Origin of the sequence: Pseudomonas sp. PICF141, assembly GCF_002286815.1 — a bacterium.
Classification (GTDB): Bacteria; Pseudomonadota; Gammaproteobacteria; order Pseudomonadales; family Pseudomonadaceae; genus Aquipseudomonas.
Window position 1 is genome coordinate 217,916 of record NZ_MUNM01000037.1, and the last position, 16,251, is coordinate 234,166.

At 60.8% G+C, this 16,251-nt stretch carries 10 protein-coding genes and 3 pseudogenes; 6 read left to right on the forward strand and 7 right to left on the reverse strand.

The features are described 5' to 3' along the window. Window positions 1-269 precede the first annotated feature (269 nt). The 3 pseudogenes from BZL43_RS08950 to BZL43_RS08960 all read left to right on the forward strand — a co-directional run. Window positions 270-1,034, forward strand: a pseudogene (locus tag BZL43_RS08950) (LysR substrate-binding domain-containing protein); the annotation flags it as partial. A 121-nt stretch (window positions 1,035-1,155) separates the two neighbouring features. After that, window positions 1,156-1,396 (forward strand): annotated as a pseudogene (locus tag BZL43_RS08955) (MFS transporter); the annotation flags it as partial. After that, a pseudogene (locus tag BZL43_RS08960) lies at window positions 1,387-1,578 on the forward strand (diguanylate cyclase domain-containing protein); the annotation flags it as partial. The pseudogenes BZL43_RS08955 and BZL43_RS08960, both read left to right, overlap by 10 nt. Window positions 1,579-1,635: 57 nt before the next feature. On the opposite strand, the gene BZL43_RS08965 reads toward BZL43_RS08960, so the two are convergent. Then, a complete protein-coding gene (locus BZL43_RS08965) occupies window positions 1,636-3,024 on the reverse strand; it encodes a PLP-dependent aminotransferase family protein (RefSeq protein ID WP_095631966.1) in 1,389 nt (462 codons plus the stop codon). Between the two features lie 348 nt (window positions 3,025-3,372). Between BZL43_RS08965 and BZL43_RS08970 the strand changes: the two genes are divergently transcribed. Genes BZL43_RS08970 through glyA form a run of 3 tightly spaced genes read left to right on the forward strand, consistent with a single transcriptional unit; the run spans window position 3,373 to window position 6,811 of the window. Further along, complete coding sequence (locus BZL43_RS08970; RefSeq protein WP_095631967.1) at window positions 3,373-4,578, forward strand: benzoate/H(+) symporter BenE family transporter; 1,206 nt, start codon at window positions 3,373-3,375, stop codon at window positions 4,576-4,578. Next, window positions 4,575-5,561: an FAD-dependent oxidoreductase gene (locus BZL43_RS08975; RefSeq protein WP_256582820.1), complete on the forward strand. Its 987-nt coding sequence runs from the start codon at window positions 4,575-4,577 to the stop codon at window positions 5,559-5,561. The genes BZL43_RS08970 and BZL43_RS08975 overlap by 4 nt, the downstream gene beginning before the upstream one ends. An 11-nt stretch (window positions 5,562-5,572) precedes the next feature. Then, the gene (gene glyA, locus BZL43_RS08980) at window positions 5,573-6,811 is read left to right on the forward strand and encodes a serine hydroxymethyltransferase (RefSeq protein ID WP_095631968.1); all 1,239 of its coding nucleotides are present in this window, start codon (window positions 5,573-5,575) and stop codon (window positions 6,809-6,811) included. Window positions 6,812-7,050: 239 nt separating this feature from the next. Here glyA and BZL43_RS08985 read toward each other — a convergent pair whose 3' ends face one another. The 6 genes from BZL43_RS08985 to bcsZ form a co-directional block, all read right to left on the reverse strand. Next, the gene (locus BZL43_RS08985; RefSeq protein ID WP_095631969.1) at window positions 7,051-8,178 is read right to left on the reverse strand and encodes a cell division protein FtsQ; all 1,128 of its coding nucleotides are present in this window, start codon (window positions 8,176-8,178) and stop codon (window positions 7,051-7,053) included. A 204-nt stretch (window positions 8,179-8,382) separates the two neighbouring features. Then, window positions 8,383-9,792 carry an MBOAT family protein gene (locus BZL43_RS08990; RefSeq protein WP_095631970.1) on the reverse strand — a complete coding sequence of 470 codons (1,410 nt, stop codon included), beginning with the start codon at window positions 9,790-9,792 and terminating at the stop codon, window positions 8,383-8,385. Window positions 9,793-9,810: 18 nt separating this feature from the next. Beyond that, on the reverse strand, window positions 9,811-10,485 hold the full coding sequence (locus tag BZL43_RS08995) for an alginate O-acetyltransferase AlgF (RefSeq protein ID WP_095631971.1): 675 nt from the start codon (window positions 10,483-10,485) through the stop codon (window positions 9,811-9,813). Next, a complete protein-coding gene (locus BZL43_RS09000; protein ID WP_095631972.1) occupies window positions 10,482-11,150 on the reverse strand; it encodes an SGNH/GDSL hydrolase family protein in 669 nt (222 codons plus the stop codon). The genes BZL43_RS08995 and BZL43_RS09000 overlap by 4 nt, the downstream gene beginning before the upstream one ends. A gap of 17 nt (window positions 11,151-11,167) precedes the next feature. After that, the gene (locus BZL43_RS09005; RefSeq protein WP_095631973.1) at window positions 11,168-15,031 is read right to left on the reverse strand and encodes a cellulose biosynthesis protein BcsC; all 3,864 of its coding nucleotides are present in this window, start codon (window positions 15,029-15,031) and stop codon (window positions 11,168-11,170) included. Further along, a complete protein-coding gene (gene bcsZ / locus BZL43_RS09010; protein ID WP_095631974.1) occupies window positions 15,007-16,248 on the reverse strand; it encodes a cellulose synthase complex periplasmic endoglucanase BcsZ in 1,242 nt (413 codons plus the stop codon). Before bcsZ ends, BZL43_RS09005 begins: the two co-directional genes overlap by 25 nt. Between the last annotated feature and the right edge of the window lie 3 nt (window positions 16,249-16,251).

The following is a 16,251-nucleotide window of genomic DNA, read 5'->3' on the forward strand; positions in this document are numbered from 1 at the left end:
GTTGTTAACTATTTGGTTAATTGCGCAAAGATATCAAAAAAAGCGAGCCCTGCGACAAATTGTCATTTACCGGAAAGGAGAAACACTGTTGCGGCGATGGTAACAATCGAGAGGGATGACTCTAAATATGCGGGGCGAGCTTGCGAAGATTGCCTTCAGCCAGGTGTGATTGGCCTACCGCAACGAGCGATAGGCAATGGGGTCCGTCTGCAGGTCCCGCACCGGGATCTCCCAAATGATTTGCTTGGGTGGCGTTTCTTTGTAGGCCCGGGATGGAAATTACCGACGTCGGTCGGGAAGTGCTGGCCCATGCCACCCGAATCATGGAGGAAATGGAATCGATCAGAAGCTCGGTTGCCGGTGGCCGATCGTCTTTTCGTGGAACGGTGGTCATCGGTACGACGCCGACGGTTGCCGAGATTGTCACCGTACCGTTGGTGCGCAAGATCCGCGAGGCGCATCCCAATCTGGCTGTCCGTTTTTCCTCGGCCTACAGCGGGTATCTGCTGGATTGGGTGCAGCGCGGTGAATTGGAACTGGCCATTTCCTATGATCCGCAACCCCTGCATACGCTCAGGATTGTGCCGGTGATGATGGAAAACCTGCTGCTGGTCGGCCCCGCCAGCGCCAACCTGCGCATCGACACGCCGGTAACCTTTGCCTCCCTGGCCGAGCAGCAACTGGTATTGCCAAGTGCCCGACATGGCCTTCGGGTCATTCTGGATAACTGTGCCAGAGAAGCCGGAATCAAGCTCAAGACCAGCGTTGAAGCCGACTCGTTCGGTGCAATGATCGATCTGGTCCGCAATGGCTTCGGTATGACGGCGTTGCCACTGGCGTCGATTTACGCCCAAGTCGAAGCCGGGGTGCTGTGTGCGGCGCCGCTGATCGATCCGGTGCCCATGCGCAAACTGGTTCAGGTTTTTCCGGCGGACAGGCGCGTCAGCCCGGCTGCTAAATTCGTCGGAGACGCCTTCATCGAAATTGCTGCCGACCTGGTCAATCGCAAGATCTGGGCTGGACACCTGCTTTGAGCCATCGGCCAATCGGTTAGCCCCTGCCCTTAGTTGCGCAACTGCTCACGACTTCTGCTTTTTCTCACCACTGATGACACTGTCTTAAACCATCAAATGCAACAGCATTTTTATATTGGGGATGCTGCAAGTACTGGTCTGGGGAGGTTCGTTCTTCCTGATGGCCATCATGGCCGATCCGATCATGAGAGAGACCGGCCGGGCCAGCCAATGGGTGTATGGCGCGCTGTCACTTGGCGGCATTGACCAGCCGGCTTATTGCTCGCTATGGCGATCGCCCCATCCTCGCCAGTAGCGGCCTGGGCGTCGCCATCGGGCTGTTTCTGATGGCCAGCTCGACCTCATTGCCGATGTTTCTTTTGTGCAGCCCTCAGGCCTCGACGGCGTTACTCCAGCCTTGCACAAAATCCAGGAAGCCATCCTGCGACCGATTCAGCTCAGCGGACATACACTCCACGTCACCGGCAGCATGGGGTTGGCCACCTATCCCGCCGACGGCAGCGATACCGACACGTTGCTCAGCAACGCGGACGCCGCCATGTACCGGGAGATTTTCAGTCAGGTCAATAATCGGCGTAGAGGCAGTTGCCCCTGCGGTGACTCAATAGTACCGTCGCGGGTCGGAATCGATCAGGCTGGCCAGTTTGGTCAAGGCGAAGCGCAGTTCGTCCTGGCTCGTGGGTGACATCAATACCAGCCGCACACAACGGGTAATCCCGGAGCGTTCAGCCTGGAACTGGGTGCCACTGAGTACAAGCACACCATTGGCTCGGGCGAGCATGGTGAACTCGTCACTGGTCCATGGCTCGGGCAGCGTCAACCAGACGTGGTACGAATAGGGTTGGGTCTTGAGCTCGAAATTGGCAAAGATTTCCTGGGCAATCGCTTGCCGCCCGGCGGCTTCGTTGCGCTGGATACGGATCAGTTTTTTGTCCAGGCCTTCGGTGATCACGTTGCTGGCCAGTTGCGCTGTCAACGGCGACGGCATCCAGACGCTGCTGCGCACCATCGAGGTCAGGCGTGACAGCAGTTTCGGCGGGCTATAGATGTAACCGACACGCAGCGCCGGCATGACCGACTTCGACAGGCTGGTCAGGTACACCGAACGGTCTGGTGCAAACGCCGACAGCGGCTTGATCGATGGATCGGTGGCGAGGAAGCCATAAATGTCATCGTCGAGGATGATGAAGTCGAACTCTTCGGCCAATGCCGCGATTTGGGCCCGGCGCTTTTGCGACATGATCGCCGCCGTCGGGTTCTGGCAGGTTGCCACGCACACCAGCATCGCCGGTTTCTCTCGCTCGCACAGTTCGCGCAACGCTTCGGGAATGATCCCTTCGTCGTCCATCGGTACGCCACGCAGGCGGCGCTCAAGGCCATGGGCCAGGGAAATAATGCCGGGGTAGCAAAGTGCTTCGCAGAGCACGAGGTCACCGGCGTTGGTCAGAGCGCTCATCGCGACCATCAAGCCATGCTGGGCCCCGGCGGTGATCACCACTTGCTGCCATTGCGCATCAGGCAACGAATGGCGCAACCACTGCGCGCCCGCCTCGCGATGCGCCGGGTGACCGCCGTCCGGTGCGTAATCCAGGGCTCGGGCAAAATCGGTGCTCTTGGCCATCCCCACCAGGGCGCCGCGCAACCAGTACTCCAGGGTTTCGCTGTAAGGCTTGATGATCGAAAGATCGAGTAACTCGGATTGCCCCAGATTCAGCGGCGCGGCGCTGTTGCTCGCCGGCAGTTCCAGCTGCTTCTGGTTGAGCACATAAGTACCACGCCCCACTTCCCCCTGCACCAGACGACGCCGATGGGCTTCGCTATAAGCCCGGCTGATGGTACCCGGCGTGACATTCAGAGTAGTGGCCAGCTCCCGCAGGGTCGGTAGGCGATCGCCTTCATTCAACACGCCGTTGCTGATATCGCGCGCCAACGCATCGGCAATCGACAAGTACATCGGCTGGCTGAACTCGCTTAGCTGGGGAACCCACATGGATGATTACTGCCCATCGTAGAAATGATGAATATCCGAGCATATCACATGGAGGTTAGGCAACTAATAAATCGACCCAATCGATAAATTGATTCGATTGATTTGGTGATTGAGTCGATTTTCATTATTCGAAAAAGATATTTTTCACGAAATTAATTTTCTTATAAATCAATTAAATAAACGGACAATCATCGAAAAACAGGCACTGATAGCAAAAAAACATCTCGTAACAACCCTGCCGTCTATTGAATCAACTCAATTCATTCAAATACACTCATATCGAATCGAGTCAATCGACTCAATCCACCCCGGTCACTGCGCGACTCTGCCGCGCCAAGTCGAGACATCATGGACACACTCAGAAAGGATCTATCCCTGTCAGCCGTCATTGCGGGCTTTATTGCCGTAATCATTTCCTACGCCGGCCCCTTGATCATCGTGTTTCAGGCAGCCAAGGAAGCGCACCTGCCCAACGACGTGGTGTCTTCGTGGATCTGGGCCATTTCCATTGGCAGCGGTATTACCGGCCTGTTCCTGAGCTGGCGCCTGCGAGTTCCGGTGATCACCGCGTGGTCGACGCCGGGCGCGGCGTTGCTGGTGTCAATGCTGCCCACTGTTACTCTGCCTCAAGCCATCGGCGCCTATCTGGTGGCATCGGTGATCATTGCCGTAGTCGGTTTGTCCGGGGCGTTCGACAAACTGATGAGTCGCCTGCCCAAAGCCATCGCCGCCGCCATGCTCGCTGGCATTTTGTTCCGCTTCGGTGCCGAGCTGTTCACTTCGATCAAGCTACAACCGGAACTGGTGCTGGCGATGATCGCGGCCTACCTGATCTTCAAACGCTTTTCGCCGCGCTACGCGATTCTGTCGGTACTGATTGTCGGCTGTGCTGTGGCCGCCTCGTTCGGTGAACTGAACAGCAACTCGATCACCATCGCCGTGGCCCATCCGGTCTTCATTACCCCCGAATGGAGCTGGCACGCGATCATCAATATTGGCCTGCCACTGGCATTGGTGACCCTGACCGGCCAGTACGTGCCGGGCATGGCGGTATTGCGCACCTCGGGTTACAACACCCCGGCGCGCTCGATCATTTCGGTCACCGCGATCGGCTCGATCCTGATGGCGCCGTTCGGCTCCCATGGCTTTAACCTGGCAGCTATTACAGCGGCGATCTGCACCGGCCGCGAAGCTCACGAAGACCGCGACAAACGCTACATCGCCGGGATCGCCTGCGGGGTGTTCTACATTCTGATGGGCACTTTCGGCGCGACCCTGGCCTCGGTATTTTCCGCCCTGCCCAAAGAGTTGATTGCCTCCCTTGCCGGCCTGGCCTTGTTCGGTGCAATCAGCGCCGGGCTGACCGGTGCCATGGCGGACGAGAAACAACGGGAAGCGGCATTGATTACCTTCCTGGTGACGGCCTCGGGCATGAGCTTCCTCGGTTTGGCCGCTGCGTTCTGGGGTTTGATCTTCGGCCTTGCGGCGCACTTCGTACTGACCTACACCCGGGAAAGCAAAGCCGCTGCCCTGGCTGAGGGCAGCCGATCATGACTGCTCGTTACGACTTCATTGTGGTGGGTGGCGGCATCGCCGGTGTGTCCGCAGCGTATGAACTGGCGGCCCACGGCAGCGTCTGCCTGCTCGAACAGGAACGGCAACTGGCCTACCACACCACCGGCCGTTCGGCGGCTATCTCGATGGAAAGCTACGGCAATCAGCAGATCCGCTCGCTGACCTGTGCCTCTCGGCAGTTTTTCGAGAACCCGCCCGAGGGCCTGGCGGAGCATCCGCTGTGGGCGCCACGGGGCGCGTTGATCGTGGCCCAGGCCGCGCGGGTGGACAAACTGACGAAGCGCTTTACCGCGGTGCTCGGGCAAGTGCCAACGGCTATGTTTCTCGACGATAAACAGGTGTTGGAACTGGTGCCGTACCTGGCCGAAACTGCCTGGAGCGCCGGGATCTACGAGCCCAGCGCCTTCGATCTTGACGTGCATGGCATTCATGGCGCCTACCTCGGTGGCCTGCGTGCCCGTGGCGGTGTGGTCAAACGAGAGACCGAGGTGCTGCGCGGTGAACACCGCTCCGGGCACTGGACCTTGCATACCCGGAACGATCAGCGACTGGAGGCCGCCATCGTGGTCAACGCCGCTGGTGCCTGGGCCGACGAATTCGCTGAACGCTGCGGTGTGCCCAAGGTCGGCGTGCGACCGTTACGGCGCACGATTCTGGCGGTCGATCCGACGTGCACCACACGCGGTGGCGAGTTCATCTGCGTCAGTGACTCGAGCATCGTCGCCGCCGCATCTCGATTGGCTGCCAGCACCGGCGTGTTTCCCGAAGCCGGTGCCGCCAGTGCCTACGCAGGCCTGCTCAAGTACGCCGAAGAACACCCCGATACCGCGCAGACCGCCGTGATCCTGATCACCGGCAGCGGTCTGAAAGACACCTCCATTTTTCTATCCGACTCAACCAGAGGCCAGTCGCGGGTGCCGTCGCATCACGTGACTGCACCGCTGGCCGAAGCGCTTACCTAAGGAATCACACCATGAGCCTGCAAAATTTCGACCCCGCCATTGCCCGCCTGATCGACCGCGAACGCAATCGCCAGGAAACACATCTGGAGCTGATCGCTTCAGAAAACTATGTCAGCGAAGAAGTACTCCAGGCCCAGGGGTCGGTGCTCACCAACAAGTACGCCGAAGGCTATCCGGGCAAGCGCTATTACGGCGGTTGCAAGGTGGTCGACGAGATCGAAAACCTGGCTGTCGAACGCGCACGCAAACTGTTCGACTGCGAATACGTTAACGTCCAGCCGCACTCCGGATCTCAGGCCAACCAGGCGGTTTTTCTGGCGGTGCTCGAACCCGGCGACACGATTCTGGGGATGTCCCTGGCCCACGGTGGGCACCTGACTCACGGCTCCTCGGTGAATTTTTCCGGCAAGTTTTACCGGGCGTTTTCCTACGGGCTGGAGAAAGAAACCGAAACCCTCGACTACGCCGAAATGGAAGCGCTGGCCCGGGAACACCGGCCGAAAATGATCATCGCCGGGGCCTCGGCGTATTCCCGGACCATCGACTTCCAGCGATTTCGCAACATCTGCGATGAGATAGGCGCTTACCTGATGGTCGACATGGCGCACTATGCCGGGCTCATCGCGGCGGGCGCGTACCCGTCGCCGGTCGGCATTGCTGACTTCATCACCTCCACCACCCACAAAACCTTGCGGGGCCCACGCGGCGGTTTGATCCTGGCCAAGGCGAAATACGCTGCACTACTCGATAAGACGATTTTCCCGGTGTACCAGGGCGGGCCGCTGATGCACGTCATCGCCGCGAAGGCCGTGGCGTTCAACGAAGCCTTGAGTGACGGGTTCAAGCATTACCAGCAACGGGTGATCAGCAACGCCAGGATCATGGCCGACATTCTCACCCGCCGGGGTTTGCGGGTGGTGTCCGGTGGCACCGATTGCCATATGTTCCTGCTTGATCTGCGTTCGATGAACATCACCGGCAAAGATGCCGAAGCGCTGCTGGAAAGTGCTCATATCACGCTGAACAAAAATGCGATCCCTGACGATCCGCAAAAACCGGCGATCACCAGTGGCATTCGCATCGGCACGTCGGCGTTGACCACCCGCGGTTTCGGTGAAGCGGAATGCGCGGAAGTGGCGAACCTGATCGCCGACCTGCTGGAACAACCGAATAACGCGGCGCTGCTGGATAACATCCGGTGCCGGGTGATGCATTTGTGTGAATGTTTTCCGGTGTATCTGCTGGTTTGATTGCTGGAGGCAATTAATCCGTCTGCTTTTGGCCCGGAGCGTGTAAAAAGCGCTCATGGGTGCCTTGATCGCCGCACTACGTCTGGGAGGCCTGAGGGTGTCGACAATGCGCGCGCAGCGTTGGAAATCAGATACTGCGGCATGCTCAGTGTTCTCCCTCGCGGGGATACCTCCAGGCTCAACCCCTCGACGTAGCGCTCCAGATCCCCTTCACAGCGGTTCGACCGAATGCGATTGGCCTACCGCAACGAGCGATAGGCAATAGGGTCGATGTAAGCCGACTGCAGGTCCCGCTCCGGGATCTCCCAGATGATTTGCTTTGGCGGCGTTTCTTTGTAGGCCGGGTTGTTGAGGTAGCTGTTTGCCGCCCCAGAGAACGCTCCGCCGTCTTTGGCAAAGTTACCCACGGGGGCGCCCAGTGCCTGCTGCAGAAACCCTGCGAAGTTGGAGTTGCGCGAGAATGAGGTGCCGATGAGCGCGGTGTTGGGCAGGTCGGCATCGCCAAAGAGGTCGGCCTCAGTATCAGGGCTGTCGGCTGATGCAACGGGAAGTTCGTGGGTGCTGGTATGGGCGACCATTTCGGGTGCGGGTTGCCAGTCGAGCGGCAGCCAGTCGATGCCTGCCAGATGGACCAGATCGCCAGGTCGCACCGCGAGCGGGGCATGACTTTCTTTGAACGACCTGCGTGGCGTTGCGCTGATGCCCAGGGTCTTCAGGCGCTGGGTGATGGCGTCGGCCGCCGCCTTTGCGCCGGATTCGCTCCAGTGCGTATCGGTACGTAACCAGGCACTGGCCCCCAGTGGCGTCAGCGCACCGGTGAGGTCCAGATTCGATACGCCAGCCACCTCCAGTTTCGCGATCCAGGCCTGGATGCGCCCTTCGAGAACGGCGGGACGGTGCAGTGCGCAACGCTGCCCGGAAGCGATGCGGCTTTTGTCTGGGACGATGACCACCAGCAGGTTGATGTCGCGTTGGGAGAGCTGCTGCTTCAAATCAATCACCGCCTGGACTTTGGCGTCGGCATTGCGCTGCGCTTGATCATTGACCTTGAGCTCATCGGCCAAAAACAACCAGTCAGGACAACCCGAGCGAACCCTCGGCCCGGTGTCACCGAGGAGCAGCCAACTGGCACCGCGCTCCAGCTCGGCGAAGGTCGTGGGGAGTTGAGCGTTCGACAGTTCCTTGGCGATTCGATGCGTGATATCGCCGTCAAGCATCTGCGGGGGCAGCATGTTATCGGGTAGCGAGATCTGCCCTGAAACGATCAGACGGCCAGAGGACAGCAGCCCCACGAACAGGAATACCAGCAGCGCCACGCCTGTCAACCGACTGCTGCGTATTGCCAGATCATCTGATTGAGTGGGCATAGGAATCTCCACAGTATTGAAACACGGTGTAGCGCTGTGCCCGTAGCAGCTGCCGAGCCCGCGAGGCTGCGTTCGACTGCGAAGCGGTCGTTAATTTCTTCCACGCAAACGGTGTGCGCAGGATTTGCGAGGATTTCGACCTCGAACGCAGCCTCGCGGGCTCGGCAGCTGCTACGGGGGCTGGGGTGTGTGTTGGGGGCGTCATCAGAATTGGAAGTACAGGAAGGGGACGGTTTCGCGGCTGGCGATCAGTGCGAACGACAGCATGAAACCGGCGATGGGCCAAAGGGCGGCGGTGAAGAGAAAAAAGCCGCCCAGTTGTTTCTCACAGTAAGGGCGCAGCAGCGGTGCGACGATTCCCATCACACCCAGCAAGCCCGCAAGGCCGTGTACCGGGCGCAGGGTCACGGACAGTTCATCACCGAGGGCGATGCCCTGCAGGCCGAACTGTCCGGCATACAGGTTCAGCGCGCTATGAAAGTCGGGGGCGCGGAACAGCGTCCAGGCCAGGCAGACAAACAGCAGTGTCAGCCCATGGGAAAGCACCGGTGGTACCGGGGGCAGGGTAGAGCGGTTCCAGGCACGATTCACGCACAACGCAATGCCATGGGCGCTGCCCCACAGCAGATAATTCCAGCTATCGCCACCGTGCCAGAGGCCGGCGATGGCCATGATCAGGAACAGGTTGCGATAGGTTTTCCAAATGCCATGGCGATTGCCGCCCAGCGAAATATACAGATAGTCCCGTAACCAACTGGACAGCGACAGGTGCCAACGACGCCAGAAGTCCTGGACGCTGTTTGCCAGATAGGGACGGTCGAAGTTCTCGGGAAAGTGAAAACCCAGCATCAGCCCCAGCCCGATCGCCATGGCACTGTAGCCGGCGAAGTCGAAGAACAGCTGCAGGGAATAGGCAAGGCAGCCAATCCAGGCGTCGGAGAAGCTGGGGTTTGGCAAACTGAACGCCACATCGACCACCGGCGACAGAGTGTCGGCCACCAGCACCTTCATGCTCATCCCGACCATGAACCGGCGCGCGCCCAGTGAAAAATTCTGCAGGTTGAAGTAACGCTGATTCAGCTCACGCCGAACCCAGTCATAGCGAATGATGGGGCCGGCGACCGAGTGGCCGAACATCGAGATATAGGTGGCGTAATCAATGAAGCTGCGTTCCACCGGCACGGTGCGGCGGTGTACATCCACCAGATAGGAAATCGCCTGCAATACGATAAACGATAGCCCGGCCGGCATGATGACCCGCTGCCAGTCCAGCGGCATGGCGCCATGCCAGTTGACGACATCGATCAACGTGCCGGCGACGATGTTGGCGTACTTGTACCAGCACAGCACTGCCGTGTTGAGCACGATCAGCATCACCAGTAGCCGCACGCGGCCCTTGCCTTTTTCCCGCAAGGCGTCAATCAGCAAGCCGCCGGCCCATGCTGTGATCGTCAGCACCACATGCACGGCGAGGAACCGGGGGCTCAACCAGCCATAAAACAGCCAGCTGCCGATCAGTAACGTGGCGTTGCGCCAGGCGGCCGGGCCCACTGCATACGTGCACAAGAACAGCGGCAGGAACAACGTCAGAAACTCGAGAGAGGCAAAAACCATGTTGGTGGCGCGATCCGATCAGTGGGCCAGGACGTCAGTCGCGAGCAACAGGTGCGGACCCTTTGCGCCAGGTAGCAGCACAACGCTGTAGCGCTCGCCGGCCTTGAGCTGGCCCAAGTCAAGCGGGGCGCCGACGTTGGTTTGAGCGCAGACCAATTGAACCGACAGGCTCACCGGATTGATCGCTCGACGTTGCACGCTGCCGTCAGCCACCTCCTTGAACAGGTCGGCGTTCTTGCCCGCCGCGCGCAAACCGGCGTGGGCGCACGCTGGGTCGGCGCTGATAAACGCCAGCGAGGCTCTCAGGCTATTGAAGTCGTCGGGTTGCTCGCGGATGACAACCTGGCGGATACCTTGAGCGTTGTCTGGCAAAGCGATCACGCTGGCGAATTCGCCTGCTGCCACCTGAATGTCCAGCGGCTGGCTTTTGCCGTTGCGTTCCAGGGTGCCCTTGATCGGCTGGTTGGCGGGGACGGGCAGGTAGTCGGACACGGCATTCGAACCCTCGAGTCTTAGGCTGGCCTGTGAGCCTTCGGCCAGCAGCTGCAACGGTTGGTCAGCCGCGTTGATAAAGCGCAGGAAGGCCGAGTCCTGATCCGGGCCTGTCGGGTACAGGGCAATGTCGGCGGCCTGGGCGTGCAGGCTCAGCATCAAGGGCGCGAACAGCGCCCAGCCACATGCGGATCGGCTCATTTACCGGCTCCTGTGCTGCTGACGGTGTTAGCGGGCAGTTTGGCCAACGCACCGCCAATCGCAGTACCCCATGCTTGATAACCGGCGACGGTGAAGTGTTGCCCATCGGTGGTGATCCACTGCCCGGGTTTGGAGAGCGTCAGCGAATCGATGTAGGTGCAAGGCGCCACGTTCGCGGCCAAAAACTGCGACATCAACTGGGTGCGGGCATCATTCTTCTGGTACATGCCACCGGCTTTGCCCCAGGCCGGGCCCACCCAGGCGCAACGGGTCCCGGTGGCTGCAATGGCCTTGGCCAGGCCGGTGACGCTTTGCCATGCCCAGGCCTTCGGAAACACCGGCTTGTCATAGGACGCCATGGTGTCGCCGATGACCAGTACCACCAGGTCGGGTTTGTCGGCGGCGATCAGGTCCTGGATCGGTGTGGTGGTTGCCTCGCGCCCTTTGATCACGATTTTGTCGTTGCCTTTGCGCTCGGCGCCGCAGTCGACCTTTTTGCTGATCAGCCAATCGCTGGCGCTGGCACCGCAGGCACCGATGGAATGAACCAGGGCGCCTTGGCGAGTCAGGTTGTCGTGCAGCGGCTCCAGCAAATGGTCCGCGAGGCTCATATGGCTCTCCCCAAGAACAAGGAGGGACAGGCCGGCAAGGGCAGAAGTGGGCATCGAAAGCTCCAGAATGATCAGTTGGAATAAGGCGAGGTGTACGGGCTGACCGGCAGGCTCATGGGGCCGCTGATGTCTTCGAACTGGTAGCGCAAAGACAGGGCGCCGCTGAGTTGTTGGTAGTCGTGGGCGTTGTCCAGGCCCAGATTGGCGCCCAGCAGGAAGTTCGAAGCGACCTTGTATTCAGCCGCCGCAGCGACGCTGTAGCCGATCCCGGTTTTGTTTTGCCCTTCGTAGCGCAGCCCCGAGGCCGCTTGAAGGGCTTTGTCGTTGGGGAAATAGTCGGCGCTGTCCTGCTCGAAATGCTGCACGCCGACCGAGCCTTTGACTTGATACGTCAAGCGCCCGGTGCGTTGTGCCCAGGTCACTGGCACGCCCAGGGCGAAGAACGTCTGCGGGCTGAAATAGCCGCCGTGGCCATAGGTGAAATAGTCCTGATTGTTGGCGTAGCTGATGCCGGTCATGCTCAGGCCGACGGTCAGCTTGCTGTCCGTTGCATTTTGCAGGTACCAGTAGACACCGCTGCCCAGCTCACTGCGGCTGTTGGACTCGACATGGTTGCCCAATAGCTGGTGCCAGGAGGCGTAGCCATAGGCGCCGACTTCGTTGTCGTCAAAGCTCAACTGGCCACGCCCGCCATTGGCGGTCACGCCGCCCCAGGACTGCCCGCTGCGTTTGTCCGTGGTGCCGGCAAACGAGGTGACGCTGTCAGTCACCGGACGCCGGGAAACGCTCACGCCGTAACGGACATTAGAGGAGTCGCTCACGGGGCGATCAATGCTGATGCCGCCAGTGGCGGTGGTGTATTTGAAGCCGAGCGGGGTGGTGCCCAGATCAGCTTTGAACCCATCCGCGGGCTGTTGAATAGCGACGGAAAGGCCGACACCCTCGGCTTTTTGCGAGCCGACGCCGTCGCTCTGCGCACCGCTACCAAAGCGCGACAGTGCATCGCCGCTGACACTGCCGGCGTTCAGCGAGACGGGCGTCACGCGCAGGGCGACGCGGCTTTCATCCAGCGGGATATTGATTTCCAACGGTGTTTCAATATCGGTCAGTTTGCTCAACCCCGACTCACTGTTGTTGCTGCGAATGCTCACGCCCTGGGTGACGTAGGCGCTGCGCTCCTGAAGGATTTTATTCAGCGCCAGTTGCGCGGGGCTGATGTCCTCGCTCACCAGTGCGGCGCGTGGCAACTGCGACTCGAATCGATTGCTTGCCTGCTGTGGCCGTGGCGGGGCGTCGATGCCAAAAGGGGTGTAAGACTTCACGCTGCCCGGCATCTCCTGGACCGGTGGCGGGATCGCTGCCAGCAAGGTGTCGCGACTGACCTCGTTACGTGGACCCGACACCCCGGCAAAAGGGTTGGGCGCCACCGACGAACCGATCAGTTGGCCGCTCTGGCTTCTGTGTTTCTCGTTCTGTTCAATGGCCACCGCTTTGCGCAGCAGATCGGTCGCCGTGCCGGTCTGGCCCATGTTCTGGTAGCGGCGGGCGGCCTCTGTCAGCGTTTGAGGGTTACCGGATTCAGTCTTGAGCAACTGTTGCAGTGCCTGTTCGGCAAAGGCCGTGTCCTGTGCCAATACCGCCGCATCGGCGGCACCCAACAGCAGTTGCGGGTCATTTGGCTGACGCTGTAACAGCGGTTTGTAGAGTTCGAGGGCTTTGGCCGTGTCGCCGTTGGCCGAGTACATCCGCGCCAGGGCCGCGACGGCAGCGCTGTCACCGGGGCGTTGCGCCAGGGCCGGCGCTAGCGTGTCATAAGCGCTGGCCAGATTGCCTCGTTCACGCAACTGGTCAGCCTGGCGGATGCGATAGAGATAGAGCAGGTCGTCGAAACGCTTGCGAGCCGGCGCGTTCAAGGGCCTGTTTTGAAGGTCGCGCAGAATCTCGTTGACCTGTACGTCTTCTCCGGTTTTAAGCAGGACAGCCGCGTATTGCAGGATGAAGTCCGCCGAGGGTGCCGTGGTGTTTTGCAACTGGCCGCGCATGAGGGCCAGCGCACGGGTTGGCTCACCGATGTCGACATACGCCGAAGCCAGGCTCGCTGTGCGATTCGGACTGTTGTTGGCCGTCGGCTGAATACGATCGAGCAAGGTCAGGGCTTCCTGGCGCTGTCCGCGCTTGCCCAACTCGATCGCCTGGCTGAGTTGCAGGTTGAGGCTGACATCAGCGGCCAGCGCGTCCATGTCCGGGGTGCGCTGGTCGGGGCGCAAGCGTCCTAACGTGGTCTGAGCGGCTTTCCACTCACCCATCTGCACTGACAGCAAGGCGCTGACGTACAGCGCATCGGCATTGTCAGGGCGGGCTTGGAGCATGGCGTTGATCAAATCCCGAGCCTTTTGCGGTTCGCCCATCGCCAGGTTCAGGCGGGCCAGGGCGAAACGTGTCCAGATGTTGTCCGGCTCAACGCGCAACGCGTCTTGCAAGGCGTTGCGCGCAGCGGGCAAGTCGTTGCGTTGTTCGGCGAGGGCGGCCAGTTGCGTCGCGCGCAAGGCTTGCAGGCGCGCGGACTGGCCGATCTTCGCCTGCCCGGTGGCGGGCAGGCTGTTGATCAGTTGCAGGGCTTCATCGTTCTTGCCGCTCTTGAGCAGCACATTCACCAGCCCCTCCTGTGCGTGAGGGTCGTCGCGGCGCTGGTTCAAAATCTGCCGGTAGTTGCGCTGAGCGTCATCGAACTGGCCAGCGCTGGCCTGAATATCCGCCAGAGTGAGGCGAGCATCGACCCCGTTTGGATTCAGCCGCAGCGCCTGGTTGACCAAGACCTGGGCCTGGGCTGTCTGGCCTTTGGCCCGGGCGTCACGGGCCTGCTGCAACGCAGACCAGTAGCGCACTTCGTTCAGCGCCACTTGCCAGTGGCTGCCATCGTGTTGTCGCGTGGCCCGCCCCAAGAGCTGTTCCGCTTCGGCCAGTCGGTGTTGCTGCTGGCGAATAACCCCAAGGCCACCCAGCGCGTCAGCATCGTCGGGCCGGGTTTTCAAGCGTGTTTGAAAAGCCTGTTCGGCGGTGGCCTGATCGCCTTCTTTGAGCGCCTTCAGGCCGCGTGCGACTTCGGCAGGCGGTTGCCACTCCTTGCTGGCCGTCGATGCCGCCTGGTGCTTGCCCTTGTTCATCTGCGCCCGGATTTCCACGTCATCCGGATGCGTCTTGAGGTACGCCTCGAACAACGGCACGTGTGCCGGATCGGGTGGGCCGATCCAGGTCAGCGCCAGGCGCCAGCTTTCGTCGGCATCACCGGCAATGTCGGCACGCTGGGTCAGTGCCGCCAAGGCGCGAATGCCCTCGGCACGGCTGTCTTCACGGCGGACCAGATGCTTGGCGTAAAACAGCGCGACGATCGAATCGTTGGGCATCTCTCGTTGCAGGCGCTCAAATCCGCCGCGTGCTTCAGCCCAATCCGCCTGATTGAAGGCTAGGTTGTTGTAATACTCGCGACCGATCGTACCTTGAGGTGGACGGCCATCGAACAGTGAGCGAAACACGGCAGTCGCCTTGTCCCGCTCACCGGCATCGACGAGGCGCCGAGCCTCTTCCAGACGCTGCTGATTCTGCGGTTGGGCCACGCTGATGTCCTGCGCCAATTGCAGTGCCTGCCGAGGCGGTGGCTGGATAGCCTGCAAGCGGGCGAGGTATTGCTGCGCCTGGTGTGGCTTGCCCTGTTGCACGCCAATCAAGCCCAGGCCATACAGTGCGTCAACCTGGGCCGGGTCCAGCAGCAGGACCTTCTGCCAGACTTCCGCCGCGCGTTGAGGGTTTTTGTGCACCTGCCAGTATCGCCCTTGCTCAACGAGTAATGCCTGTGGTGTTGGACTTTGCGCGTGGGCAGCAGCGGCCGTCCATGTGCTCATGACGATGATGGCTAGCGTGCGGTGGTGCGCGTGCATGCGGTCTCCCAGGAAAGTTTCAGCGTTCCGTCTTCCCGGAATCGGTAATGTTTATCTGCCCATCCGAGGGCGAACAGGCTGAGCATGAAGTTGTAGTAACGCGGCGCACCGGCTTCGCCATCAGGCCTGGCCAGCGCTTCGTGCAAGGCGAGCTCCACGCGACGTCGCTGCTGATCGGCCAAACCGGGGTGCCCTTTGGCCTGAAGGTAGGGAATCAGTGCGGCCCAGAATCCGAACGGGCTCTGACCCTGAACAGTGCCATGGCGAACCTGGACTGTTTCTGGCGCAGAACCCGTTGCGACAGTGCTGCGGGCCATGCCGTCCAGCCGTTTGAGCAGGCGCGTTGCCAGCGGTCCAGAGGTCTCACTCATGCCCAGCCAGAGGTACACGCGAATGGCATCGTAGCTGCCCGTGTCGCCATGGATCGGGTCACTTGTGAAGGCACCCGATTGCGCCGAAGTGCCTTGATAACCGACCCAGTCAGCGACGAAACCATGGCGGCTTGATTGGGTAATCATCGTCGCGGTGTTGTGGGCAATCGCTTGCCAAGGCCCCGAGGGTGCTTCCTTGGCCAGCCGTCGTAACAGTGGCAGTGGCAGGTAGCTGGGGTTCAGGCGCCAGAGAGCGTCCGGCTGGACGAAGCCCTGTGGTCCAGGCAACACCATCGGGCCCAGCCCGGGGAGCTTGACGACCAATTGCGCTTCAATCGTCGCCATCAGGTGCAGGGCGTCCTGGTGATAGTCCGGCCGATGCCACAGGCGTGCGGCTTCAAGCAAGGCATAGGTGATCCACAGGTCGGCGTCGGCCGCCGAATTGGCGTCTTGCAGGCGCCACTGACCGTCCGTGCCTTGCCCCCATAACCAGCCCGGCAGGCGTGTGGTGGTGGCGGAGCCTGCGAGGTTGGCTGAGGTCCAGCGCCAGAGTTTGTCAAAGCGTGGCTGATCGTTGCCGATCAGTGCGAAGAGCATGCCGTAGGACTGCCCTTCAGAGGTGCTGTGATTGTTCTGCTGGCTCGATTCCAGGACCCGGCCGTCGGCCTGGACGAAGCGTGTTGCATAGGTTTGCCACAATGGCCAGGCCGGCAGCTCACAGGAGTTTGCGGCCGCTATCGCAGGCGCCAGCAGGGTAAGCACAAGCGCAGCGCTCAACCTGCGCGTGTTACCACGCAGGCACTGGCGAAGTGAAACACCTCGGCGGCTCATGGACGACACAGGCATGCG